The sequence below is a fragment of the Pseudomonas sp. TH31 genome (assembly GCF_016650815.1).
Classification (GTDB): Bacteria; Pseudomonadota; Gammaproteobacteria; order Pseudomonadales; family Pseudomonadaceae; genus Aquipseudomonas.
The window spans coordinates 533,897-558,280 of record NZ_JAEKEZ010000033.1; the positions used below are offsets into that span (position 1 = coordinate 533,897).

Sequence of the window (24,384 nt, forward strand, 5' to 3'; positions counted from 1 at the left end):
CTTAGACGCTGAGCAGCAAGAACTCACGCTCCCAGGAACTGATCACACGCTTGAAGTTTTCGTGTTCAGCGCGTTTCACCGCGACATAACCGCGAACGAATTTGCTGCCCAGATAACGCCCGACGGTTTCGCACTCTTCCATTTGGGTCAGGGCGTCCTCGATGGTGATCGGCAGGCGCAGGTTGCGACGTTCATAGGCGCGACCCTGCACCGCAGCGCTCGGCTCGATCTTTTCGACCATGCCGAGGTAACCGCACAACAGGCTGGCCGCAATCGCCAGATACGGGTTCGCGTCAGCGCCCGGCAAACGGTTTTCCACGCGCATGGCGTCCGGGGTTGAGGTCGGCACACGCAGACCAACGGTGCGGTTTTCTTCGCCCCACTCCACGTTCACCGGCGCCGAGGTGTCCGGCAGGAAGCGGCGGAACGAGTTGACGTTAGGCGCGAACATCGGCAGCACTTTGGGGATGTACTTTTGCAGGCCGCCGATGTGGTGCAGGAACAGTTCGCTCATCTTGCCGTCTGCATCAGCGAAGATCGGCTGGCCGGTGACGATATCGACCACGCTCTGGTGCAAGTGCATGGCGCTGCCCGGCTCGTCGCCGATCGGCTTGGCCATGAACGTCGCGGTGACGTTGTGTTTGAGCGCCGCTTCACGCAGCGTGCGTTTGAACACGGTGATCTGGTCAGCGAGGTCGAGGGCATCGCCGTGACGGAAGTTGATTTCCATCTGCGCCGGGCCGTCTTCGTGGATCAGCGTGTCGAGGTCCAGGCCCTGGAGTTCGCACCAGTCATAGACGTCTTCGAACAACGGGTCGAATTCGTTGGCGGCGTCGATGGAAAACGACTGACGACCACTTTCCGCACGACCGGAACGGCCCAGCGGTGCCTTGAGCGGCAAGTCCGGGTCTTCGCAGCGCTGAGTCAGGTAGAACTCCATTTCCGGCGCAACAATCGGCTTCCAGCCCTTATCGGTGTAGAGCTGCAGGACTTTCTTCAGTACGTTGCGCGGCGACAGTTCAATCGGGTTGCCAAACTTGTCGAAGGTGTCGTGGATCACGATGGCAGTCGGTTCGATGGCCCACGGAATCACATAAACCGCGTCAGCAACGGGCCGGCAAATCATGTCTATATCGGCCGGGTCGAGCAGGTCGTAGTAGATGTCGTCGTCGACAAAGTCCCCGGTTACTGTCTGCAAAAGCACACTTTCCGGCAGGCGCATGCCTCGCTCATGCAGGAACTTGTTGGTGGGTGCAATCTTGCCGCGAGCGATGCCGGTCAAGTCGCTGACCACACACTCGACCTCAGTAATCTTGTGATCTTTCAGCCACGTGAACAGCTGATCGAAAGGGACATTCATAAAGACCTCGTTATTGGTTTTAGTAACGCCGGGGAGGGCGGTTTCATCCGACGCAGACTTCCCCTGAGACGCGTTGACGACTATCTTGGGCGAGCCTTGCGGTTCCATCTATCCACTTTAAGCAGCACCAAAACGCACCAAACGAGTGCGTAAGGTCACCCATGACAGCGTGCAATCCGTTACAAGTCCAAGCGTTCAACACCGCCGATGTGGCCGAGCAAATCCGCGCCACTCCAGGTTGGGTACAGCATTACCAGCAGATGTCGCCGGGGCATTTCGCCGGGCGGGTGCGCTATCTGGACTTGCAAGGCGTGGAGATTTACGAAGAGCACATGAACACCGGGTCGAGCAGAATTTCAGCGCCCCCCAGGGTGCCCTGGCATTTTGTTTCGATCGCAGCGACAACGCGCTGTACGTGCTCAATGGCGAGAGCCGCAACATCTGGATTACCCCGGAGAACTACCAGGAAATCGCCGTGGTGTTCGGCCCGGAGTTCGTGCAGCGGCACGGTTTGAACGTCGCACGGCTTGAAGGGCTGTTCATGGCGCCGCTCAATTGTCAGCAGAATGCACTGTTCAGTCGCTGGCTCAGCAGCACCCTGACCCGACTGGCGCAAACCTTTGACCCGCCGAGCCGCGAAGCCCTGACCGAACAACTGCTCGAAGACTGCTTGTATATCCTCGACAACGCCTGCGCGTACCTGGACCGTGGCGGGCTGCAACGCAGGAGCGACGAACGAACGATCATGAAACGCGTTGCCGAGTGGGCGGCGGATTGTCCGGAAGACACCCTGAACTTGTTGCAATTGTCGCAAGTGGCCGGTGTTTCACTGCGCCAGTTGCAACATGCCTTCAAGGCTTACACCGCCATGTCGCCTACTCATTGGCTGCGTCTGCGTCGCCTCAACAGCGCCCGCCGTGAATTGCTCAGCTGTGCGCCGTCGGACACCACCGTTGCCGAAGTGGCGATGCACTGGTCATTCTGGCATCTGGGCCGGTTTTCCAGCAGCTATCGGGCGCTATTCAAAGAGTTGCCGAGCGAAACGCTCAAACGTTCGCGCTGTGCAACGACTCATACTTCAGGGCTTATCTATTAGCGAAGGCTGTTATTGCAAACTGCATTAACAGGTTTTTTTATTTGGAGTTCGGTGACTCCATATCTGCCAGGCATCTCCTGCAAGTGTAACTGAGTGTTTCATGATTAATCTTTAAGTCGTTGTATTTTCATGAAATTAAATAAGTAAGGGTGTTTAAAAATAGTTAGCCCTGTTTGACGCTGCGCAGATGTCTTCTAGTTTTTTGCCTGTCGATGCACACGAAACAACCTGGACAAGGACATCCAGTCCATTTCTTTGTTTATGGCGGCTTGAGCAGCGATCCCCAGATTGCCGAGGATGGTTTTCGGATGTAGTGCCGTGGGTTTTGTGTGTAATTGAAGATTCAACTCTTCCACGGTTTCAGCCACAGACCCAACGCACACAGCAGTACAGCCCCGGCCATGATGCTGCTGCCCAACTGCAACCAGACATTGGCCAGCGGATGCAGCACCACCGCGGCAACGCCGAGCAACACCACGCTCAGTCCCCAAAGCGCCGGCCAGCGCAGTACGGCAAGCAGTTGCTGGCGTTGCATGAGCTGCACATTCGTCAGGAGTACGCCGCCGAGCGCCGCGATCGGGATCGCCGTCAGGCCAAGCACCAGCGGCAATACCGCGAGCAGGGTGGCATTGAGCAGACTGCCAAGCAGCTCACATTTCAACGGCATTCGGGTATCGCCGGCGGCGTAGGCGTAACGCGCCAGCATGGCATTCCAGGCACCGAACACCAAGGGCGTGGCAAACCATCCCAGCAGCGCCGGCAACGGGCCGTCTGCGCTCTGGGCCGGTAACAGAAAATGAATCAACGCCGGGCTGGCGCCCACCAGCCCGAAGGCGGCGGGCAGGCTTAACAAGGTCGCCGCATCCAGCCCCCGGCGCAGCAAGACCAGTCGTTGTTCGCCTTGCTTGCCACTCATCAGGCCCAATAACACCTGGTTCAGGCTCATCAATGCAATCAGCGGCAGGTTGATCAATTTGCGCGCCAGATTGACCCAGGTCACCACGCCTTCACCCAGGTAACTGGCCACCAGACGTTCCAGCAATGCCAGACCCTGACTGGCCAGATTACTGGCCAGCAACGGACCGATTCGCCCAACCAACTCGCGCCCGGCGCCGCTTTCCCCGCGCACCCGCCACGGGCGCCAACCGAATTGCCAGAGCGGTGGCAACAGCGGCAGGCACATCAACAGGCTGCCGGCGAAAAATGCCATCGACAATTCGGCGCTGAGGCTGGAGTGACCGCGCAAAAACAGGTACAGCACCGGTGGCAGATTAAACAGCAGCGAGCCCAATCCCGGCAGGACAAACCGCTGCCGGGCTTGCAACGGAATACTGAACAACGCATGCACCAGCAACCCCGGCACACAGGCCGCCAGCCAACGCAGATTGGCCGCCGCCTCGGCGTGGGCGTCGTTATCCAGGCCCGGGCCGATCAGCCGGACCCACAGCGGCGCGGCCAACGCCAGTACCGCGTACAGGAGCAGCCCGAACGCAAGCAGGCGTGAGGTCAAGCCATTGAGCCAGGCCCGTTGGCGCAGCTCATCGCGTTGCTGAAAAAGGGGCAGGGCAGCGGCAGCGAGCAGCCCGGCCGCGAGGGTCATGCGAATCGCTTCGGGAATGAACACCGCCACCAGAAACGCATCGCTGCGATTGCCGGCGCCCCACGCCGCGACCAACAGCCATTCGCGGGCAAAACCGGCCACCAGCCCGGCCAGGGTTGCCAGGGTCAGCCACAGGGTGCTGCTGAACATTAATGAAACAGGGTGAACAGGCCTTTGCCACCCACCTTGTAATTCAAGTCGTGGGGGCGTTCGCCCATGGGTTTGGCGCCGCTGCCGCCAACGATTTTGTACGGTGCGATGTTTTTTGCTACCAGCGTGTTGGCGGTCACCACCGCGCCGCGTCCGATGCGGGTGCTGTGACCGATCAGTGCCCGCGTCGCGATCCAGGCATAGTCGTCGATATAGATCGGGCCGGAGACCGACCAGAACTCGGGCGCGGCCGTGTCATGGCTGCCGGCGATAATCAGCACATGAGAGGCAATCGCCACATGATCACCAATGATCAATCCGGCGCGGGCATCGATCTGGCAGTGCCACGCAATCACGCTGTCCGCGCCGATGACCAGATTTTCAATGCCCAGCACTTCGGTGTTACGCCAGAGGCTGGAACCCTTGCCGATTTTCGCACCGCCCAGGCGCAGCCAGGCCAGCCGTACGTGATGACTGGGGATCTTGTTGATCAGAATGTTGTAAGCCTGTTCCCAGGCTCTCAGCCAGCGGTCTTTGAGGGTGATCCAGTTCTTGCCGTAACGAGGCACTAGGGTCGTCGGGATGTCCTTGCGCAAGCGTCCGTACAAGCGTTGCGCCAGAGGGTCTTCAATGATCGCTTCGATATCCACCGAACAAATGCTGTAGCGCAGGTTTTCTCCTTCGCCCTCCACAAAGAACACATCGTGGCTCACTCCCCAGGCGTAGGCCGCGATCAGCTCATCGAGGCTCACGCCCAGTTCAACGGCCAGTGAGGGCAGGCGTTCGGGCAGGTCGGCCGAATGAAAAATGCGATGTTTCATGCTTGGCTATCCTTGGGCGCAAGGTGGGAATGGACAATCGTCGGATGCAGGCGGACCTGTTGCAGGCTCAAGCCCATCAACAGCCAGAACAACCCGATCAGTACGAACGTGAAACTGAAATAGTGGTCGAACAGCCCGGTCAGCAGTGCCGCCAGCAGGCCGGCAACGCAACCCAGCCACAAGGAGTTTTCGCCGGTAACCTGACGCACCAGCGTCAATGGACGCACTTCACGCCACCACAGCACGGTAATGGTGACGAACAGCAGCATGCCGGGAATGCCGATCTTGTAGATGAAGTTCAGCCACAGGTTGGAGATGCCCGGCAGGCCGCTGCCGGGCACGGGCGGATCGATCTTGAAGCCGATGCCCAAGGGGTAGCGGAGCATCACCTCCGGGAATTTCGAGTATTCATCGAAACGCACTTCGGTACTGGCGTTGGTCGCCGAGAACATGGTCAGTAGACGTTCCTGCAACGGCGGATAGAACATCACCAGCGCCACCGCGAATGCTGCACCGATGCCGATGATCCGGCCACTGTAGGGCACGCGTTTGTAGGTCAGCCAGATCAGTACCAACACCAGAGCCAGAATCGCCCCTCGGGAAATACTCAACAGTAAACCCGCGCAGCCGAGCACTGCGACGGCCAGGCCTAATGCCCGGCGCAGGCCTTTTTGGGTCCAGCCATACAGCAGCGCCATGGGAATGAACAGCACCAGCACACCGCCGGTGAGGTTGGGGTGGACCCAGGGTGAAGCCATGCGTTGGTAGTTGGCGGAGAAGATGTCCTGCACCGCTTCCGGGTGTGCGTATTTGAGGTCGGTGAGAATCGGGATCATCGACATCGCGTTACGGGTCTTGAGGAACATGAAGGTCGATAACAGCAGCATCGCCAGGTTGCCCAGCAACAGCGCGATCACCAATTTGTCCCGGTCGGCATCGCTGCGCAGCAGCAGGGGCACCATGAATATCAGCGACAGGTTCATCAGCCAGCGCACCCAGTTCACTGGACCGTTGCCATCGGCGTGGATGATGATCATCCCCGAGATGAAGGGGATGATGCTGAACAACATCAACCAGGCCATGGCGCGTTCGGTCGGCCGCCAGAGCAGCAGGTTGCGCGTCTTGCCGATGAAGGACTGCCAGAACACGCCGAGCCAGGTCAGCCCCAGTACGGCTTCACTGATGGTGGTGCGAATCCCCAGCTCCAGCGTGGTGTACGGGATGCTGGTGGCCAGCAGCGCGAAGATCAGCAAACCCCACAGCGGTTTGCGCACCAGGGTGAGCGCCACGGCAAAACCAATCACCACGAAGATGACTTTGGCGGGCGGCAGCGCCCAAAGCAGTACGCCGAAGAGGAGGCCCAACAGCAGAGCGATGATTTTTCCTGGCAGCATCAGCGATACAACGCTCTGAGTAGGGTGTCGAGCCGATAGCGATAGGCTGGCCCGTCAAACTTGCGGGCCCAGTCGCGCAAGGCTTGCGTATCGACGGGTGTTTCGTCCTGCGCCTGATCAATCAGGGCCGCCTTGAGTTGCGCACGGTCATGGGCGCCGAAACGTCGCGCCGAGGGTGGCGCCACTTCATCCAGTGCCGAGCCTCTGGCCACGGCCACCGGCGTGCCGACGCTCAGGGCCTCGATCACCGGCAAGCCAAAACCTTCGGCATAGGAAGGCTGCCACAGGCATTTGGCATGCAAGTACAGCGCATGCAACTGGGCATCGCTCAGTCCATTGACCCAGTGCAATCCCGGTAGTGCGGCCAGCTCAGAGGGCAAATCACTGGCGTGACCGACCAACACCAACGCCGGAACGCGTGGGTTTTCCAGTCGGCAGGCTTGCCAGTTTTCGACGAAAAACGCCATGTTCTTGCGCGGCTCACGGGTGCCCACCACCAGCCAGAAGCGTTCGGGCAGGTCTTCGGGCAGCGGGCCTGGCTCGTCCTGGTACTCGGGGACCAGATTGTTCAGCACCCGAACCTTGGGTTTCGCCCATGGAAATAACCTGACGGCTTCATTGCAGGAGAAACGCGAAGGACACCAGACCTCATCGGCAATCCAGATCGACCAGGCAATCGAGCACGCATCGATCACGCGGTAAGCCAAGGCCTTGACCTTTGATTGATGGAAGTTGTTTTGAGTCAGCTGGAACAGGTCATGTAATACCAGCACATAACGCGTCCCGGCCGGTTTGTGGCCGAGGGGCAAGCCCATGTTGGCGGTAGCGATGTACAAGTCGATGGTGTGTTCACGAAGGGCTGCAGGCAAAAATTTGCGCTCGAAGCGCAGTCGTACCTGGGGCCGTTGCAGGCCGTCGAGCGGGCTTGGCCACGGCGGGCAGACAGCCGTCAAACGTTGCGGGTGCTGCAGCGGTGCTTCGCTGAACAGCACCAGTTCCGTGTCACCACGCTCGAGCAGGGATTCTTCCAGCGCTTTGACTTGGCGGGCGATGCCCGATGAGGGCGCGACGGTGGCGGGGCGATAATCCAGGGCTACACGCATGCTTGGCTGACCTCGGCAGAAGGCAATGTACGGTAAATCTGCTCCAGCTCATTGCCGGCCACCGCCCAGTCGTGATGATCGCGGGCATAACGGCGCGCCTCGTCGGCCAGGCGTGCGGCGAGAGGCGGTTGGGTCAGCAAACGCACCACTGAATCGGCCAGGGCTTCAGCCGTTTCACCGGCCAGATAGTGTTCGTCGGGGTGGATCGACAACCCGGAAGCGCCTTGCCCCGTGCTCACCAGCGGCAGGCCGGCCGCCATGGCCTCCAGCACCTTGAGTTTGGAGCCGCCACCGTGGCGCAACGCGGCAAGAAACAAGGCGCAACGCCCTTGCAGTGCGGGCAGGTCAGGGACAAAACCCAGCCATTCGATACGGCTGTCGGGGAAGCGTTCGGCCCAGGCAGGGGGCAACGCATACCCGGCGACTGCCAGACGCGCCTCGGGACAGCTTTGCCAGACGCGAGGAAAGATCTCCTCCAGCATCCACTCGACAGCGTCGAGGTTCGGGGCGTATTCGTAGTTACCCACGAACAGCACCCGCTGGCTGTCGGAGGCCGCGATCACACCCGCAAACGCGTGACTGTCGACCCCGTTGACCACCACATCGACGGGGGTGGACGTCAGTTGGCGCATGGCCTGCGCATCGGTTTCGGTCACGGCCACGACCTGTCTGGCCGAGTCGAAGGCTTTACGTTCCCAGCGCCGACAGCGCCATTGATCAAAACGCACGAACGGCAAGGCCCAGCCGGGGAAACGATCATAGGTGGCGCCGCCCAGGCTGGATTCGAGGTTGTGTTCGGTGAGGACGAAGTCGCGTGAGGCATTCATCAGCGGTTCAAGGTACGGCTGCAAGCTGTAGCTGTGTTCGATTTGAATCACATCCCAGGGCTCGCGCAACAGTTCGTCGAAGCATTGGCGCAACGGGCGTGACAGGCCATTGACCGTGGTCAACAGCGGCCATGGGGCGAGCAACCCGGCGAGCAGGGTCATCGGGTGTTTGAGCGGGCGCCGGGGGATCACGATCAAGCGCTCGACCCAGGGTTCTATCGCCGCACGCGCGACGGCGTCAGCCCCGGTTTTGGATTGCACCAGCAGGGTTATCCGGTGGCCACGATCGCTGAGTGTCCGCAGCAGGTGATATTGCCGGGTCTTTCCGCCGCTGGTCATGGGCCAGGGCAGATAGGGCAGAATCCAGAGGATTTTCAAATACGGCACTCCATTTCAGCGTTGTCTACCACACCAGAATCTGCAGGGTGGGTTTCACTGCGGGCGCAATTCCATCCGCCAGGTCGAGGCTTTGCCGCGTCCCGGACAGCGGATCGTAAAGGGTGGCCTGGTGAATCTCCGGCAGCTTCAACGTACCCGCTTCGGCGCTCCAGAACATCAACAGGTGTTTGCCGTCGTTGCGGGTCCAGGCCACGCTGTAGAACGTATCCGGCATGCCTTCAAGCAGCGGCGTCTGGCCGGGTTTGAGGCTTGGCCCGGTGATCTCGAGAAACCGTGACAATGCCTGATACACCGGTTTCGGTTCGCCATTGAGATCCAGCAGACCGTAATGCTGGTCGCGGGCCGAGGCTCGATCATCAAGGTCGGACAGCGCGAAGAGAAATATCCGTTGGTAGTCCTGGGTGCTCATCAGTGCCAGGCGACGCAAGGTGTAATCCGCCTGACCATCAACGCCGATCAGCGCCTGCATCTCCCGGGGCCGGCGTAACTCGACCAGCCCCATTCGGTGGCCCAGACATTTTTCAACCCGGCGTTGTGCAACATGTCGTTGAGTTGCTTGCCGCGCAACAGCACCTCGTTTTTGCCCGGCTCGTCGGTTTCCGGGGTCACGGAATAGGGGTGATAGGCGGCGACCATGCCAAGGCTCTGCACCCCGAGCTTGCCCAGCGCCTGGAACATCAAGGCTTTGCCGAGCGTCGGCATCTGACTGTAATAGGCCATACCGCCCATCACCTGGGTTTTACCGGGTGCGGCCTGGTCCAGCGCCTGATGGGTGGCCAGCAGCAGTTGCCCATAGGCGGCGGGATCGACCTGCGGGCGCCAGTTGTTCGGCAGGTTTTGTTCGTTCCAGACCTGCCACGCATCGATATTGGGGTAGCGTTGGGCGAGCATGGCCATGCGCGTGGCGTACACCTTGGGATCTTTCGGTGGATATTGATCCTGAAACGGCGCTCCGGCAGGTGCCCTGGTAATGAAGGGCGCCGAGCCGACCATATAGAACAGCGACTTGAGCCCGGAGGTAGTCAGGGTCTTGTCCAGTTCGTCGAGGGTCGATAGCTGGTAGTCGTTTTCCTGCGGTTCCAGCCGATCCCAATGCAGGTCCACCCGGACCCATTGCAGCCCCAGTTTCTGGTAGGCGCTGATCTGCTTGCGGTACTGCGCCGGGGTGAACCACAAGAAGTGTGCGTTCACCCCCAGGTAGTCTTTCCATACAAGGGGGCGGTCGGGCGCGAGGTTGATCGGCGCGGCAATGGTTTGCGCGCAGAACAACGCCGTGACGCTGAACATCAGCGCCGCAATAAAAGGCAGCAAAGGGCGGCGGCTAGCGGTCATTGGGTTCGTTCCTCACAGGCAGCCGTGAACAGATCGGAAAAACGCCGGGCCGTTGCCGACCATTCGCGCTGTTGCCCCGTTTCGCCGGCCCGGACTGCCCATTGGAGAGCCAGGCCAGGGTCGAGCACCAGTCGTGTCAGGCAGTTGCTCAGCGACTCGACATCACCTTGCTGATAGGTGATGCCGTTGCCACCCGCGACTTCCTCGGCAAAGGCGCGAGCGTCGGAGGTGATCACACCGCGACCGCAGGCGTTGGCCCAGGACAATGCGCCACTGGTGCCACGCATCTGCCCCAGCCAGCCGAGCTTTTTCGATTCGCGGTAGGGCAGCACCATCACATGGTGCGCCTGAATGGCCTGGGCGATCTCGCTGGACGGCAAGTCCAGTTGCCAGTCGACGATGTCGTCGAGTTGCAAATCGCTGATGCGTTGACGCAGGCCATCGAGGTAGTTGCCCGCCGGGTCGAACGTCATCTCCGGCGCGGTACCGCCGGCCAGCGTCAGCCGGACATGACCTCGACATTGCGGGTGCGCGGCGAGTGTCCGGGCGAGGGCTTCGAGCAGGTCTTCGATGCCTTTGCCCCGGTAGATGAAGCCGAAATACAGCAGGCGCAGCGGTTCGAGCGCAGGCAGTTCGACCGGCATGATCGGCAGGTTGCCGTGGGCGATCACGGCCACTTGCCCGGCGCGCAATCCCATGCGCCGCCGCAGGCAATCGCCGCCCAGCCGGGTCAGGGTAATGAGCCGACTCATGCGCCTGGCCAGACGCCGCCCTCATGCAGGGTCAGCGGGTCGGCCAGCAGTGCAGCGGCCTGCGGCATCGGGTGGGGCAGCCGTTCGAGCAGGGTCAATGGCCAGAACAGGCGGGCCCGCCGCCAGATCAGGCGCTCGGGATCATGCACGGTGGCGGTGAGCGGAATCTGCGGCTGTGCGCTGCTCAAGTATTCAAGTGACTGAAACTCGCCGAATCGGCCGCCACCGAGCTCAGCGTGCACCAGATCCACAGTACTCCAGTCCACCGCCTTGAGGCGTGACAGTTGCTGCGTCAGGTCATGACAGCCGGCCAATGGCGTCAGCACCTCGATGCCCAAGCCACGCAGTGCCGTGCAGAAGTGCGCGGCATAGTCTGCTATGCCGGTTTGTTCAGGTGGCAGCGGCGCCAACAGCACGATACGCATCAGGCTGCTCCACGCCGGCTGTTGAGGCGCGCCAGCACCGAGGCGGGCACTTCGAAACGGCGACGATTGAGGATCAGACCATCGACTCGGCCGAACGCGGTGGTGAGCAGCGACATGGCGTTTTCGATCATCGGCACCGTGCTGGTACGTGCTTCAATCACCAACCCGATCAGGTCCGCGCGGCGCAGGAGCAGGAAAGCATCCTGACTTGTCGACAACGCCGAAGCGTCCAGCAACAAGACTTCGCCGGGTTGTGCGGGGTCGGCAGCGTTGACCTTGACCCGGTGGCCGCGCTCTTCAAGCAAGCGGCGCAATTGCTCGATGATGAAACTCACCCCTTCACCATGGCGCGCCGACGTGAGGCCCAGGGCCAGGCCTTCGCGCTCGATGCGATCCATTGGCAACAGGCTATAGAGGCGATAAATACTGGCGGTCATGGCGGCCGGCGTTGCATCGTCGCGGTCGGGCACGCTGCCCCACAGCGGCGCGTGAAACAGTTCTTGCAGACGGGCACCATCGTGGATGCGTTGATCCAGAAGGTAGCAAACGTAGATCGCCAACAAACCCACCGCCAGCCCGGCCGGAACTGCAAACAACAGTATCAGCATGCTTTTGGGGAAGACCCGTGCCGGGTTAAGGGTTGCGTGTTCAATGAGGGCGATATTGCTGATCTGGCTGGTGTCGAGTTCGTGGTCGATACGCGCCTGCTCAAGGTTTTCCGAATAGAGTGCATAGCTCTTTTCAGCGGTGTGCAGTTGTTGGGTCAGACGATTGAGCTCGGGCTCATCGGTCATCACCCGATCACGTTCGGTACGCAGCGCATCGAGGTTTTTGTCGTAGTCGGCGATTTGCCCGATCAGTTTCTGTTGCTGCAACTGTGCATCGATCACCTGTTGCTGGACATTGGTCACCAGGCCGTTAGGCGAGGTGTTCTTGGAGCGTTCCAGGCGGGTTTCTTCCTGGGCGCTCATGATTTGCAGCGCCTGGATGTTCTCCTCGATCTGTTTCACCGCCGGCGCTCCCGGCAGGTAAGTGCGCAACAGCCGCGCTCGCTCCACTTGAAGGGTATTGATCTGGCGCTTGAGGTCGAGCTGCGTCGGGTTGAGGCTGGTTTCGCGAGTGGTCACCACTTCTGCCGGCTGGTCCTTGATTTGCTGACGGGCGTTGATCAAAAAACTACTGAGGCCGGACAGCTGATTTTGCGCATTGACCCGAGCATCGGTGAGACGATCGATCTGGCTAGTGAGGTTTTTCAGGCGCGCATCGACGCTGATCGAGTCGATCTGCTTCAGACGACCCTGCAGCTGCTCCTTGAGGCCCAGAATCTGTGCGGCCACCTTGTCGCCTTCGCCTTGATAAAAGGCATACAGGCTTTTACGACCCAGCACTCGGGCACGTTCCTCAAGATAGGCATCGACCCAGATCTGCACGACCTGCTGCGCTACTTGCGGATCATCCCAGGTGAAGCTGACTTCGATGACCGACGAGCCGGGTTCATGGCTCGCCGAGAAGTTCTTCTCCAGACGGGTCGCCAGGCGGTCGAGAGGGCTTTGTTCTTCGGCAAGTCCCACGAACTGCAATACGCTGCGCACGCTGTCGATCACGCCACCGACGGCTTTCTTGACGTAGAACTTGAGGTTTTTCCAGAAACCTTCAGGTTTTTCGCCCGCCGTCATCGCCAGGTAACGCTCGGCAACCATGTGCACGATGGGCCGACCGGTGAGCATTTTCTCCTCATCGACAATCGGATCATGCTGGGTACTCGGCGCGATGAGGGTCTGGCGGTTGCCGGCCTCGATCGGCACCGTGGTGCTTTCGCGCCCCGGCTTGACCAGCAGCCGCGCATTGGACTCGTAGCTGGCCGGGAGCAAAAAAGCGCCCAGCACGGCGACGACTATGGTGGTGATGACCGCCAGCCTGAACTCACGACGAAAAATGAAGAACAGTCGTAGCAGGTCGCGTAGAGAGCGTATTTCGATCACAGGATCACTCCGTTGAAGGTGCGGGAAACATTGGCTGATAAAGGCAAGTCAAGTGAGTCGATCCTGTTTACGGGGTAACGTTATTGAGGGTCTGGATGTTAGTTGTACTGTTGCCGCTGTTTTTCACGCTTTGACTGTTCAAGTCATAGTTGAAACCCACGCCGATCCCTTTGTTGATCGGGAACAGGCGGGTGAAGTACATGTCCACCGCTTCGACTGTGCTGCCGATCCGCGACTGAGGTACGTAGATCAGGTCGCCGCGCTGCAAGGTGACCATCGGGTGATTGGGGTCGCTGAGCATGCTGCTCAGGTCAACGAAGTACATGTTGTACTTGCCGTTGGCGCCGGTACGCAGCAAGGCGATGTTGGAGCTGTCCGCCGAAGGCAATACGCCGCCGGAACTGAGCAGGGCCTGTTCGATGGACACCGTCCCCGCCAGGTTGAAGAACGCTGGATTTGGGACGGCGCCGCCAATGAACACCCGGTTGCTGGGAGCAATGGCGATATTCACGGTCACCGCAGGCTCACGGAACACATTTTTGTAGCGTTCGGTTATCTCTTTGCCCAAGTCTTCGGGCGTGCGCTGCGCGGCTTTGATCCGGCCGATGTTGGGCATCGAAATGAACCCGTCGGGCCGCACCACGAACAAGGTCATTTCGTCGTTCTTGGCCGGTTCCTGGGCATCGCGCACGATGCGCAGAGTGTCGGCATCCTGGATCAGCACCTGGGCTGGGGGCAGGTCGGCAAGCGTCAGGGCCGCCTGATGCCGGGCCTTGACCGTGTCGCTGTCGGGAAGCGCAACATGCGCGGGCGTGGAGCAGCCGGCCAGCCACAGGGAGGCGGTCAGGATGCTCGACAGACACAGCGTTGAACGTCGATTGGTGGTCGTCATTGACTGCTCAAATCCAGTAGTTGGAAAACATGCCCAGACGACGCTTGAGCGTCGTCGGCAGATGATGTTCGTAGTGGCCAAGGCGATAGCCCAGCAACTTCAATGCACTGCGCAGCAGCACTTCCGGTACCCGGTGCAACGCGCCGGACTCTCGCAGCGCTTGCAGTTCCGCCATCACATAACGCTTGCCTTCGCCACCGGCAGCGCCGAACGCTTCACCGATCCAGCGTTCACGGCCGTAGAACACGCCGATATCGAAATAGCGCCGAAATTCCTGCATCAAGCTGTAGTGGTGCGAGTGCTCCACACAGGCGCTCGCGGCGTAACGCACCAGGTAACCACCCAGCAGCATGCGCGCGGCGACATAGGCGTCTTCGCTGCCGATCACGTCAACCGGGAAACCGCCGATGGCATCCAGTGCGCTGCGGCGATAGATCGAAAAGGAGTCCGAACTGAAACAGGTCTTGATCCCGAGTTCCGGGGCATCGGCCAGGCTTTTGGTACGGCTCTGACTGGTGTAGTTGAACCGTCGCGATTGTGCTTCGAGTATCCCGGCGCCGGGGTGAGGTAACTGGCGTCCATAAGCAACGCCGATGCGCGGGTCCTGTTGCAACTCGTCCAGCAGATTGGCAAAGGTTTGCGCGGTGGCCGGAATCGCGTCCTGAGTCAGCAGAATCATTGCGTCGGCATCGACTTGCTGGCTGGCCCAGCGACGGGTTCCACCGTGATTGAAGTCATTGGCGGCAATCACCTGGACCTGCGCTCCGAAAGCCCGGAAACGGCTGACGGTGTCATCTGTGGAACTGCTGTCGACCACCAGCACCGTGTCCGGTTGCCGGGTCTGGGCTTTGAGCGCCGGCAGCAACCGGTCCAGGTGCGACTGCGCATTGCGGGTCGGAATGATGAGGGCGAGGCGGGTCAAGGTTTCACCTGTGCCGGGGCGCGACCGTAGATGTCGTCAAAACGCACGATGTCGTCTTCACCCAGATATTCACCGCTTTGCACCTCGATCATCACCAGGTCGATGATCCCGGGTTACTCAGGCGATGACGATGCCCGGACGGGATGTACGTGGACTCGTTGCTGCGCAACAGAATCTCCTGATCACCGTTGGTAATCATTGCCGCGCCACTGACGACGATCCAGTGTTCGCTGCGGTGATGGTGCATTTGCAGCGACAACGACTCCCCGGGCTTGACCACGATGCGTTTGATTTTGTAACGCGAACTTTCCTCAAGCACGGTGTACATGCCCCATGGCCGGGTGACCGTGCGGTGCAGGCTGAATGCACTGTGATTCTGACGCTTGAGTTCCTGGACGATATGGCGAACATCCTGGGTACGAGAAGCGTCGGCCACCAGAATGGCGTCCGGGGTATCGACGATGATCAGGTTGCGGATACCCACGGCACCCAGGACACGTTTGGGGGAGTCGATGTAGCAATCGTGAACGTCATGCAGGACAGCTTCGCCATTGACCTGATTGCCGGATTCGTCGCTGGGGGTGAGTTGACGCAGGGCATCCCAGGAACCGATGTCGCTCCAGCCGATGTCGCACGGAATCACCGCCACCCGTTCGGACTTCTCCATCAGTGCCACATCGATCGAGACATCCGGTGCCAGGGCGAAGCTGTCTGCCGCAAGCTCACGCTGGCGGCAACGCTTGTTGTCCAGTGTCACGCCGTCATCAAGACTGGCTTTGGCCGCCGCCAGGACTTCAGGGGCATGCAGTGCCAGCTCTTGCAGCAGGGTGTCGGCGCGAAAGCAGAACATGCCGGCATTCCACAAGTGGTTGCCGCCATCGACATACGCTTGCGCGGTGTCCAGGTCAGGCTTTTCGACGAAACGTGCAACGCGAAAGCCCTGCGCCAGCGCCGAGCCCTGTTCTATATAGCCGAAGCCGGTTTCAGGCTTGTTCGGCTGAATGCCGAAGGTGACCAGGTAGCCTTCATCGGCGAGTGCTCGCGCCTGACTGACGGCAATCAGGAACGCGGCTTCATCGAGGATCAGGTGGTCGGCCGGCATCACCAGCATGTGTGACGCTTCGCCCAGATGTTCTTGAACATGCAGCGCCGCGACCGCAATGGCGGCGGCCGTATTGCGCCCGAACGGCTCAAGGAGCAGGTCAAGGCTCAGGTGTGCAGTGTTGACGCTACGGTAATCGTCCAGTGTCCGAAACAGCAGCTCACGGTTGGTGACCGTCAGCACGCAGGTGACATCGGGTAAATGACCGGCGCGAAGAAACGTCTTTTGCAGCAGGCTTTGGCCATCGCGCATACGCATGAAGGGCTTTGGCATGTTCTGCCGGGAAACGGGCCAAAGCCGCGAGCCTGAGCCACCAGAAATAATGCAGGGGATCAATCCAGCAAGTGTGCTCATCAATAGACTTCCTTCGTGGAAAGAATGGCCGGTACCGTCATGAAAACGATGTACAAATCCAGCCAGACCGACCATTTCGAGATGTACTCGAGGTCGTATTGGACGCGCTTCTGGATTTTGTACAGGGTGTCGGTTTCGCCCCGGTAGCCATTGATCTGGGCCCATCCGGTAATCCCGGGCTTCACCCGGTGGCGAGAGCTGTATTCGCGTACCGCCTCCTCGAAAGGCACACCGGCAGCCTTGGTCGCGGTGGCGTGTGGCCGGGGGCCGACGATTGACATGTTGCCCAGCAACACGTTGAACAGTTGCGGCAGCTCGTCGATGCTGGTCTTGCGAATAAAACGCCCGACGCGGGTGATTCGCGGATCTTCACGCGTGGTTTGGCGTTCCGCGTTGCGGTCGGTCTGGTTGACATACATCGATCTGAACTTGAATACCCGAATCAGCCGGTCGTTGTAGCCGTAACGTTTTTGCCGAAACAGCGCCGGGCCTTCGGAATCGAGCCGCACGGCCAGGGCGGTCAGCAGCAGGATCGGTGACAACAGCACAATGCCCAGCGTCGCGAGGACGATGTCCTCGAAACGCTTGATCAGCGGAGACCAGCCCTTTAGCGGCAACTCGGACGTATTGAACATCAGGATGCCGGCGACATCGGTGATGCGGTTGTGGCCAAAACGCAGTGTGGTGATGTCGGGAACGAGTGCCACGTTCACCGACATCTGGCGCAAGCGTTTGACCAGGTCACCGATTCGGGCTTCCGCCGCCCAGGGAAGGGCGATCAGGACCTGGTTGACCTGCTCGGTGCGAATCAGGTTTTCCAGGTCACGGCTGTTTCCCAGCAGCGGCAGACCCGACAATTCGGTCGGAATACGCTCGGTGCGGTCATCGATGAAACCGATCAGCCCGGAGCGGATATCGCCGTTGCGCTGTATGTGCTCGGCGACGAACAGGGCGCTTTCGGTGAATCCCAGGATGACGGTGCGTTGCAGGAATTTGCCGGTGTCCATCCAGAATCGGAAAAGGCGCAGCAGCAGCAATCGCTCGATGCCGAACATCACCAGGCTTGCGAAAAACCAGAGGGCCAGGTGACGTGCCCTGAAGACTGGCAACAGGTGCAGCCCCTGATACATGAACAGCAGAATGCAGAAGGCGGAGGTCCAGGCCATCAGCATCACTCGAAAACGCAGGCGGTTGCTGAAAAAATCCTCGCGGTACACACCCAGCGCCTGAAACATGATGACGGTCAACAGCGCAAAGAACACCAACAGGCCCAGCACCGTGTGCCACACCTCTTGCGTGAGAGATTCGAGGCAAAAAAGCAGAACGACCGCCGGTAATGCTGCAGACAGGGCATGGGTGAGTTTTACGCCAGCAATGAAAAGTTCCATGAACCCGGCACGTGTCAAGAACCTGCTATCAATCGACTTCTCAAGCATGTCAGCCCTTCACTGCCAGGAAGCCCCGGCTCGACTACAGATGAAAATTAAGGGCAGTGCCAGGTTGCGAACGTAGCGCCGCGCATCTTTGCCAGGTTGGCCATTTCAAATTTCAATGATGGCTTTATAATGCTACCGGCGCTTTATTAGTGTCAACTCGTTGACTTAAATAGGGTGACGAAGGGAGTTTTATTATTGATGGAAGTGATGTGACGTATATTTGACAGGTCATCGTACTGATGCACCCTGCATCCGAATAACGCTCACTTGGCCAGCTGCGGCTGACCGCGTATTTTTTGAGTCTGGTTCAGCCCCTGCATTCTGTCCAATGAGGTCGTCAGACAATTTCATGTGAGCACCATGACAGGTTTCAACCGGTGCGTAGGTCTGTGGCGAGATTTGTTCAGAATATCAGCCCCGGTCTATCACTCGGCCGCATCGGCGAGAGGCTCTGGTGTCGTCTCGGTTTCGTGATGGTGGGTGGATCCGATGAACAGGTACATCGCGGGCACCATGAACAGTGTCAGCAGGGTACCAATCGAAAGGCCCGAGAAAATCACCAGGCCCATGTCATGCCGTCCCGCCGCACCCGCGCCGGAAGCCCACACGAGGGGCGCCACACCCAGCACCATCGCCGCGGTGGTCATCAGGATCGGCCGCAGCCGTACGCCCGCCGCTTCTTCAATGGCCTCGCGCTTGCTGTGTCCGGCACGTTGCAGTTCGTTGGCGAACTGCACGATCAGAATCCCGTGCTTGGTGATGAGGCCGAGGAGGGTGACAAGGCCCACCTGCGTGTACACGTTGATCGACGCGAACCCCATGGTGATGAACGCCAAGGCACCGAAGAGCGCCGGTGGCACTGAAAACAGGATCACCACCGGGTCCCGGTAACTCTCGAACTGGAAGGCCAACGCCAGATAGACGATGAGGATCGAAAACAGGAGCAGGCCGACGAATCCGCCGGATTCCTGAATGAACTGGCGTGATTCCCCGGAGAAGTCGGACGAGTAGCCGGAGGGCGCGACGTTTTTCAGAATACCTCCCAGTTTTTGCAGCAACTCACCCTGAGCCGTGCCACTGACCCCGGAAATGGTCGCCGAGTTGAGTTGCTGGAAGTGGTTGACCGACTCCGGTTCCGTTGAGGTCTCGATATGCGCCACGGTGCGCGCGGGAATCATTGCCCCTGACGGCGTGCGGATGTAGTAGTCGAGAATCTGGTCCGGGTTGAGCCGGTTGAGCTGCGCCACCTGAGGAATGACTTTGTACGAGCGCCCGGCCGTCGAGAAGTAATTGACGTAGTTGCCGCCCAGTGCGGCCGACAACGCCGCGCCAACGTCGGCTTGAGTCATGCCCAGGGCGGCAATTTTTCCCGATCAACCACCAGTTTGGCCTGTGGTTTGTCGAGTTTCAGGTCCAGGTCCGAGAAATAGAACAGCTGCTGTTTCAGCGCCTCGGCCAACACGGCATTGGCCACTTCATTCAGGTTCTCGACTGTGTCGGTGGTGGTGATGACAAACTGCACCGGTAGCCCTTGAGCGCCCGGTAATGACGGTAACGGGAACGCCGCGATGGACGCACCAGGTATCTGACTCCACTTCTGTTGCAGTTCCAGGATCAACTGCGCCTGCGATCGATCGCGGTCGCCCCAGGACTTCATCAGCACGCCGCCAAGTCCCTGGTTCAGCGCCGGCAAACCGGTCAATTGGAACATCTGCGCATACTCAGGCTCCTGTTTCGCAATCTGGAAGGCCTGATCTGCAATCCTTTCCATCTGCTGCGGCGACGCCGTCGGCGGGCCTTTGATCTGCATGAACACCAGCCCCTGATCCTCGGTAGGCGACAGCTCGCTCTTGGCGGTCATGCCACTGGCCGCCACCAGCAGGAACAGCAGGAAGCCGAAGATCACCAGTACCGGCCAGGCATCCAGCCCGGCGGACAGCACGCGGTGATAACGGCCACGTAGCCAGTCGAAATACTCATCCAGCTTGCGGGCGAATTTTCCTTCTTCCTGACCGGTCTTGAACAACCTCGAGGTCATCATCGGCGACAGGGTCAACGCCACCACCGCCGACACCGATACCGCGCCGGCCAGCGAGAAGCAGAACTCCTTGAACAGCGCTCCCGTCAGGCCGCTGCGAAGGCCGATCGGCACGTACGCGGCAATCAACACCACGGTCATGGCGACGATCGGACCACCCAGTTCCCGTGCTGCATGCAACGCGGCCTCCAACACACTTTTGCCTTCCTCCTTGATATGCCGGTCAACGTTTTCCACCACGATGATCGCATCATCGACCACCAATCCGATCGCCAGCACCAACGCCAGCAGCGTCAGCAGGTTGATGGTGTAGCCCAGTAAAAACATGATGAAGAAAGTGCCGATCAGCGACAGCGGAATTGCCACCAACGGCACAATCACCGCACGGAACGAGCCGAGGAACAGGTAGATCACAATCGAGACGATCACCATGGCTTCGGCCAGGGTTTTCACGACCTCCTCGATGGACGTGTTGATGAACGCCGTGGAGTCGTAGACGATTTCGCCACGAACACCCGCGGGCAATTGCGATTGCAGTTCGGGGAATACTTTGCGCACGTTATCGGCGACGTTGAGGATGTTGGCCGTTGGCGCAGTCTTGATACCGATGAACACCGAGCGCTTGCCGGAGAACGCGACGCTGCTGTCGTAGTTTTCCGCCCCGAGGCTGACGGTCGCGACATCTTCCAGGTACACCAGCGCATCGCCGTTCTGCTTGATCACCAGTCGCTTGAACTCATCCACTGTGTGCAAATCAGTCCCCGCGGTCAGGTCGACGGTGATCATTTGCCCTTTGGTCGAGCCGACAGCGGACAGGTAATTGTTGTTGGCCAGGGCCACGGAAACGTCCTGCGCCGAGACGTTATGCGCCGCCAGTTTGTTCGGGTCCAGCCAGGCGCGCATGGCGAATTGGCGGGCACCGAGGATTTCTGCGGTCTGCACACCTTCGAGGGAATCGAGTTTGGGCTTGATCACCCGCACCAGATAATCGGTGATGTTGTTGGTCGGCAAGGTATCGCTGTAGAAGCCAAGGTACATGGCGTCGGTGGTCTGCCCGACGGCCACCGTCAGCACCGGCTCCTGAGCCTGTGCCGGCAGCTGGTTCTTGACCGAATTGACCTGGGTGTTGATCTCGGTCAGCGCTTTGCTGGCGTCATAGTTGAGCCGCAACGTCGCGGTAATGGTCGACGTACTGGTAATGCTCGAGGAGGCGAGGTAGTCGATCCCTTGGGCCTGGGCAACAGCGGCTTCCAGGGGTTGGGTGATGAAGCCGGCAATCGTCGAGGCATCCGCGCCGTAGTAGGCCGTGGTGATGGTCACGACGGTGTTTTCGGTGCGTGGCCACTGATTGACCGGCAACCCGAAGATCGAGCGCAGCCCCAGTATCAGGATGAACAACGAGATGACGACGGCCCAGACCGGTCGCTTGATGAAGGTATCAGTAAATTTCATGGGACACCTTATTGTTCTTGTGGCGTCGGGGCCGCGTCGTTCAGGGGCGCGTTAGTGTTATCGACCTTCACCGACGAGCCGTTTTTGAGCTTCATCTGGCCACTGGTGATCACCAGGTCGCCTTCCTTCACGCCAGAGACAATGGCGACCTGATCACCCCGGGTCGGGCCTGTCTGGATGAAGGTCTGTTGCGCCGAGAGCACGTCCTCGCCCTTGTCATTTTTTGTCGTTGTGGCAATGAATACAGTGGTCCCGTAAGGGTTATAGGTGACGGAAGTCTGTGGAATGGTGAGGTAATGCTGCTTGTCGCCGGACTCGACAGAGGCCCGGGCAAACATGCCGGGCACCAGGCGTTGTACCGGGTTGCCGATGGTGGCCTCGACGGTGACGTTGCGCGTGGTCAGATCAAACTGGGTGTCGATAGACGTGACTTGCCCGGTAAATGTCTGTTTGGGCAGACCATCCGCCGTGACGGTGACGGGTTGTCCGATGGCAATCGCCTGCAACTGGGTTTGTGGCACGCTGAAGTCAATGTAGATGGGATCAAAGGTTTGCAGGGTTGCGATCTTGTCGCCGGGGTTGAGGTATTGGCCGGGATTGACACTGGTAATCCCGATGCGTCCGGCAAACGGTGCACGAATGCTTTTCTTCGCTACCAGCGCCCGTTGTTGCTCCGCTGCAGCGAGTTTTGCTTTCAGGTCGGCATCGTCGGCGTCGACCAGTGCTTGTGACACGGCACGTACCGCGAGTTGCGCCTTGTCACGTTTCAGAACAGTACCGGCCAAATCCGCCGTGGCTTCCAGCGAATGCAGTTGGGCGATGTCGGAATCGGCATTCAACTGGACGAGGAGGGCCTGGGCCGCAACTTCTTGCCCGGGTTTGAAGCCAATGGTGCGAACAATGCCGCCCACTTCAGTTGTCACATCGACCCCGCGCACGGCCTTCATCGAGCCCACCGCCGAGACGCTCGGTTGCCAATCGGCGAGCTGTGCCTTGATAGCGGTCACCACCGAGGGTGGTTGCGGCGCCTTTGATTGGGCTATCAGCTTCGATATTTGGGTGAACTTCACCCCGGCGATGATCGCGACGATGATCAGGACTACTGCGATCATGATGAGCATCGGTCGAAGCAGCCGCCGTTTGCGCGGGCTGCCTGGCTCGGGCGACCGAGGGGGCAGGGCGGTGTCAGTCTTGACGTCATCCATGGAAGTTCTCACTGGTTCGGTTGTTCGAGTCGGGCGGCAAGCGGTTTATCTGAAGGCGTATTCCGCGCGGGTTGCTGAGCGCTGTCGGGCATGACTTCCTTCAGCGACGGCAAACCAAACCGGTCGGGCTTGCCCGCCGTGGCCGGGTCTACGTCAGTGCGGTTCCACCAGCCACCGCCCAGTGCCTGGAAGAGTGCAGTGGTATCGCTATAGCGCGCGCCCTGGGCCTTGACCCGTGCGACGATCGCGTTCTGGTAGGTTTGTTGCGCGGTGAGCAGATTCAGATAATCGACCGCACCGAGCCGAAACTGAGCCTGGGCCAGGTCCAGGCTTTGCTGGGCCGCACGTTCGGCAATCACCTGTTGATTGAGGGCGTCGGCATCGGCTTGCAACGCCCTCAGTGCGTTGGCCACATCCTGGAACGCCGAGACCACGGCGCCACGGTAACGGGCTGCCGATTCGTCGTAGGCCGCCACGGCGGCACGCTTGCGATGTTCCAGTGCGCCGGCGTCAAAGATCGGCTGGGTGATCGATCCAGCGAGACTCCAGATACCCGTGCCCGACGAAAACAAACGAGTGCCGGCCAGCACCTCGGAGCCCAGCGAACCGGTGATGCTGAATTGTGGCAACTGATTGGCCACGGCCACGCCAATGTTGGCACTGGCTTGATGCAGTTGGGCTTCGGCGGCACGCACATCGGGGCGTTGCTCGACGATGGCCGAGGGCAGGCTGACGGGCAGTTCCTCCGGCAGATGGAGCGAGGCCAACTCGAATCGCTCACCCTTGTCCTGGTTCGGAAAACGCCCCAGATAGGCCATCAATTGGTTGCGCGTTTGCGCGAGTTGCTTTTGCAGCGGCGGCAAGGTGGCGCGGGTTTGCGCCAGGCTCGCCTCCTGCGTAAGCACGTCGGTATCGGCGATCGCGCCCAGTTCGCGTCGTGATTTCAACAGGTCGAGCTGATCGCTCTGCAGCTGGATGATCTGCTCGGTGGCCGTCACCTGATCGCGTAAGGAGGCCAGCGTCACGGCAGTGTTGACGACGTTCGAACTCAAGGTGAGGTACGTCGCTTCCAATTGGTAACGTTCGTACTCGGCTTGCGCTGACGTGGATTCAATCTGGCGCCGGACGCCACCGAAAACATCGGGCGCATAGGAAACGCTCAGGGACGCTGAATTGACTGTCAGAATCGGTATCGAGGTGCTACCCGAACCGGCTGAACCCAACGTGACCGCCGACACCTTCTCGCGGGTTTTTGACGCGGAGCCACTCAGTGAAGGAAACAGCGAAGCCTGATCGGCAAACACCAATTCGTTGGCCTGACGCAGCGCCGCTTGCGCCGCCGCCACATCGGCATTGGCGCGCAGGGCTTCTTCGACAAGCGCATTGAGCGTTGGCGAGCGGAACAGCGTCCACCACTGGCCGGGAATATCCATTCCGGCGACCAGTCGTTGCGCCGCGCCACCTGCAACGTCGCCGGCCGAGGCGGTGGTTGAAGGCAGCTTTTCCCGCGAGTAATCGGCGTTTTGCGCGACGTCGGGGCGGGAGAAGTTCGGTCCGACCTTGCAGCCGCCGAGCACGGTCAGGCACATAAAACAAACGAGAACCGGAGCCTGTGCGAGAGGCGTGGCAAGGCGCCGGATTGGGTATTTCAGATTGACCACTGTTTTTACTCTCTCGGGAATGTGGTATCTGCACATTTGAGGAGGGACAGCCCGAACCGGTCATGCCGGTTTTTTTGTGCA

The 24,384-nt window shown here is 60.0% G+C and carries 12 protein-coding genes and 5 pseudogenes; 1 reads left to right on the forward strand and 16 read right to left on the reverse strand.

The features are described from left to right. Position 1: 1 nt before the first annotated feature. The gene (locus JFV26_RS28150) at positions 2–1,360 is read right to left on the reverse strand and encodes a glutamine synthetase family protein (protein WP_201196915.1); all 1,359 of its coding nucleotides are present in this window, start codon (positions 1,358–1,360) and stop codon (positions 2–4) included. A gap of 161 nt (positions 1,361–1,521) precedes the next feature. On the opposite strand from JFV26_RS28150, the pseudogene JFV26_RS28155 reads away from it, so the two are divergent. Then, positions 1,522–2,456 (forward strand): annotated as a pseudogene (locus JFV26_RS28155) (helix-turn-helix domain-containing protein). 343 nt (positions 2,457–2,799) lie between these two features. Here JFV26_RS28155 and JFV26_RS28160 read toward each other — a convergent pair. The 15 genes and pseudogenes from JFV26_RS28160 to JFV26_RS28230 all read right to left on the reverse strand — a co-directional run bounded on the left by JFV26_RS28160 (position 2,800) and on the right by JFV26_RS28230 (position 24,231). After that, positions 2,800–4,206: a lipid II flippase MurJ gene (locus JFV26_RS28160; protein WP_201196917.1), complete on the reverse strand. Its 1,407-nt coding sequence runs from the start codon at positions 4,204–4,206 to the stop codon at positions 2,800–2,802. Beyond that, entirely contained in the window at positions 4,206–5,027 is an 822-nt protein-coding gene (locus tag JFV26_RS28165) for an acyltransferase (protein ID WP_201196919.1), read from the reverse strand. The genes JFV26_RS28160 and JFV26_RS28165 overlap by 1 nt, the downstream gene beginning before the upstream one ends. Further along, positions 5,024–6,421, reverse strand: coding sequence for an O-antigen ligase family protein (locus tag JFV26_RS28170; RefSeq protein WP_201196921.1), 1,398 nt, complete (start codon positions 6,419–6,421; stop codon positions 5,024–5,026). The genes JFV26_RS28165 and JFV26_RS28170 overlap by 4 nt, the downstream gene beginning before the upstream one ends. Further along, a complete protein-coding gene (locus JFV26_RS28175; protein WP_201196923.1) occupies positions 6,421–7,524 on the reverse strand; it encodes a glycosyltransferase family 4 protein in 1,104 nt (367 codons plus the stop codon). Before JFV26_RS28175 ends, JFV26_RS28170 begins: the two co-directional genes overlap by 1 nt. Next, complete coding sequence (locus tag JFV26_RS28180; protein ID WP_201196925.1) at positions 7,515–8,729, reverse strand: glycosyltransferase family 4 protein; 1,215 nt, start codon at positions 8,727–8,729, stop codon at positions 7,515–7,517. Before JFV26_RS28180 ends, JFV26_RS28175 begins: the two co-directional genes overlap by 10 nt. A 25-nt stretch (positions 8,730–8,754) precedes the next feature. Then, positions 8,755–10,082 (reverse strand): annotated as a pseudogene (locus JFV26_RS34555) (beta-xylosidase). Continuing rightward, positions 10,079–11,259 (reverse strand): annotated as a pseudogene (locus JFV26_RS28190) (glycosyltransferase). The pseudogenes JFV26_RS34555 and JFV26_RS28190 overlap by 4 nt, the downstream one beginning before the upstream one ends. Then, positions 11,259–13,241, reverse strand: coding sequence for an exopolysaccharide transport family protein (locus JFV26_RS28195; RefSeq protein WP_201196927.1), 1,983 nt, complete (start codon positions 13,239–13,241; stop codon positions 11,259–11,261). The pseudogene JFV26_RS28190 and the gene JFV26_RS28195 overlap by 1 nt, the downstream one beginning before the upstream one ends. A 67-nt stretch (positions 13,242–13,308) precedes the next feature. Beyond that, complete coding sequence (locus JFV26_RS28200; protein WP_201196929.1) at positions 13,309–14,133, reverse strand: polysaccharide biosynthesis/export family protein; 825 nt, start codon at positions 14,131–14,133, stop codon at positions 13,309–13,311. Between the two features lie 7 nt (positions 14,134–14,140). Beyond that, on the reverse strand, positions 14,141–15,055 hold the full coding sequence (locus JFV26_RS28205) for a glycosyltransferase family 2 protein (RefSeq protein WP_201196931.1): 915 nt from the start codon (positions 15,053–15,055) through the stop codon (positions 14,141–14,143). After that, positions 15,052–16,511: pseudogene (locus JFV26_RS28210) on the reverse strand (mannose-1-phosphate guanylyltransferase/mannose-6-phosphate isomerase). Before JFV26_RS28210 ends, JFV26_RS28205 begins: the two are co-directional and overlap by 4 nt. Then, a complete protein-coding gene (locus tag JFV26_RS28215) occupies positions 16,511–17,947 on the reverse strand; it encodes an undecaprenyl-phosphate glucose phosphotransferase (RefSeq protein WP_201196934.1) in 1,437 nt (478 codons plus the stop codon). Before JFV26_RS28215 ends, JFV26_RS28210 begins: the two are co-directional and overlap by 1 nt. 425 nt (positions 17,948–18,372) lie before the next feature. Continuing rightward, a pseudogene (locus tag JFV26_RS28220) lies at positions 18,373–21,437 on the reverse strand (efflux RND transporter permease subunit). Between the two features lie 8 nt (positions 21,438–21,445). After that, a complete protein-coding gene (locus JFV26_RS28225) occupies positions 21,446–22,558 on the reverse strand; it encodes an efflux RND transporter periplasmic adaptor subunit (RefSeq protein WP_201197020.1) in 1,113 nt (370 codons plus the stop codon). Between the two features lie 92 nt (positions 22,559–22,650). After that, positions 22,651–24,231, reverse strand: coding sequence for an efflux transporter outer membrane subunit (locus JFV26_RS28230; protein WP_201196936.1), 1,581 nt, complete (start codon positions 24,229–24,231; stop codon positions 22,651–22,653). Positions 24,232–24,384 lie beyond the last annotated feature (153 nt).

Bases quoted from the DNA above. Each gene is read 5' to 3' on its own strand.
- JFV26_RS28225 (WP_201197020.1), bottom strand. From the start codon at position 22,558: ATGCTCATCATGATCGCAGTAGTCCTGATCATCGTCGCGATCATCGCC.
- JFV26_RS28165 (WP_201196919.1), bottom strand. From the start codon at position 5,027: ATGAAACATCGCATTTTTCATTCGGCCGACCTGCCCGAACGCCTGCCC.
- JFV26_RS28200 (WP_201196929.1), bottom strand. From the start codon at position 14,133: ATGACGACCACCAATCGACGTTCAACGCTGTGTCTGTCGAGCATCCTG.
- JFV26_RS28150 (WP_201196915.1), bottom strand. From the start codon at position 1,360: ATGAATGTCCCTTTCGATCAGCTGTTCACGTGGCTGAAAGATCACAAG.
- JFV26_RS28175 (WP_201196923.1), bottom strand. From the start codon at position 7,524: ATGCGTGTAGCCCTGGATTATCGCCCCGCCACCGTCGCGCCCTCATCG.
- JFV26_RS28170 (WP_201196921.1), bottom strand. From the start codon at position 6,421: ATGCTGCCAGGAAAAATCATCGCTCTGCTGTTGGGCCTCCTCTTCGGC.
- JFV26_RS28215 (WP_201196934.1), bottom strand. From the start codon at position 17,947: ATGCTTGAGAAGTCGATTGATAGCAGGTTCTTGACACGTGCCGGGTTC.
- JFV26_RS28160 (WP_201196917.1), bottom strand. From the start codon at position 4,206: ATGTTCAGCAGCACCCTGTGGCTGACCCTGGCAACCCTGGCCGGGCTG.
- JFV26_RS28230 (WP_201196936.1), bottom strand. From the start codon at position 24,231: ATGTGCCTGACCGTGCTCGGCGGCTGCAAGGTCGGACCGAACTTCTCC.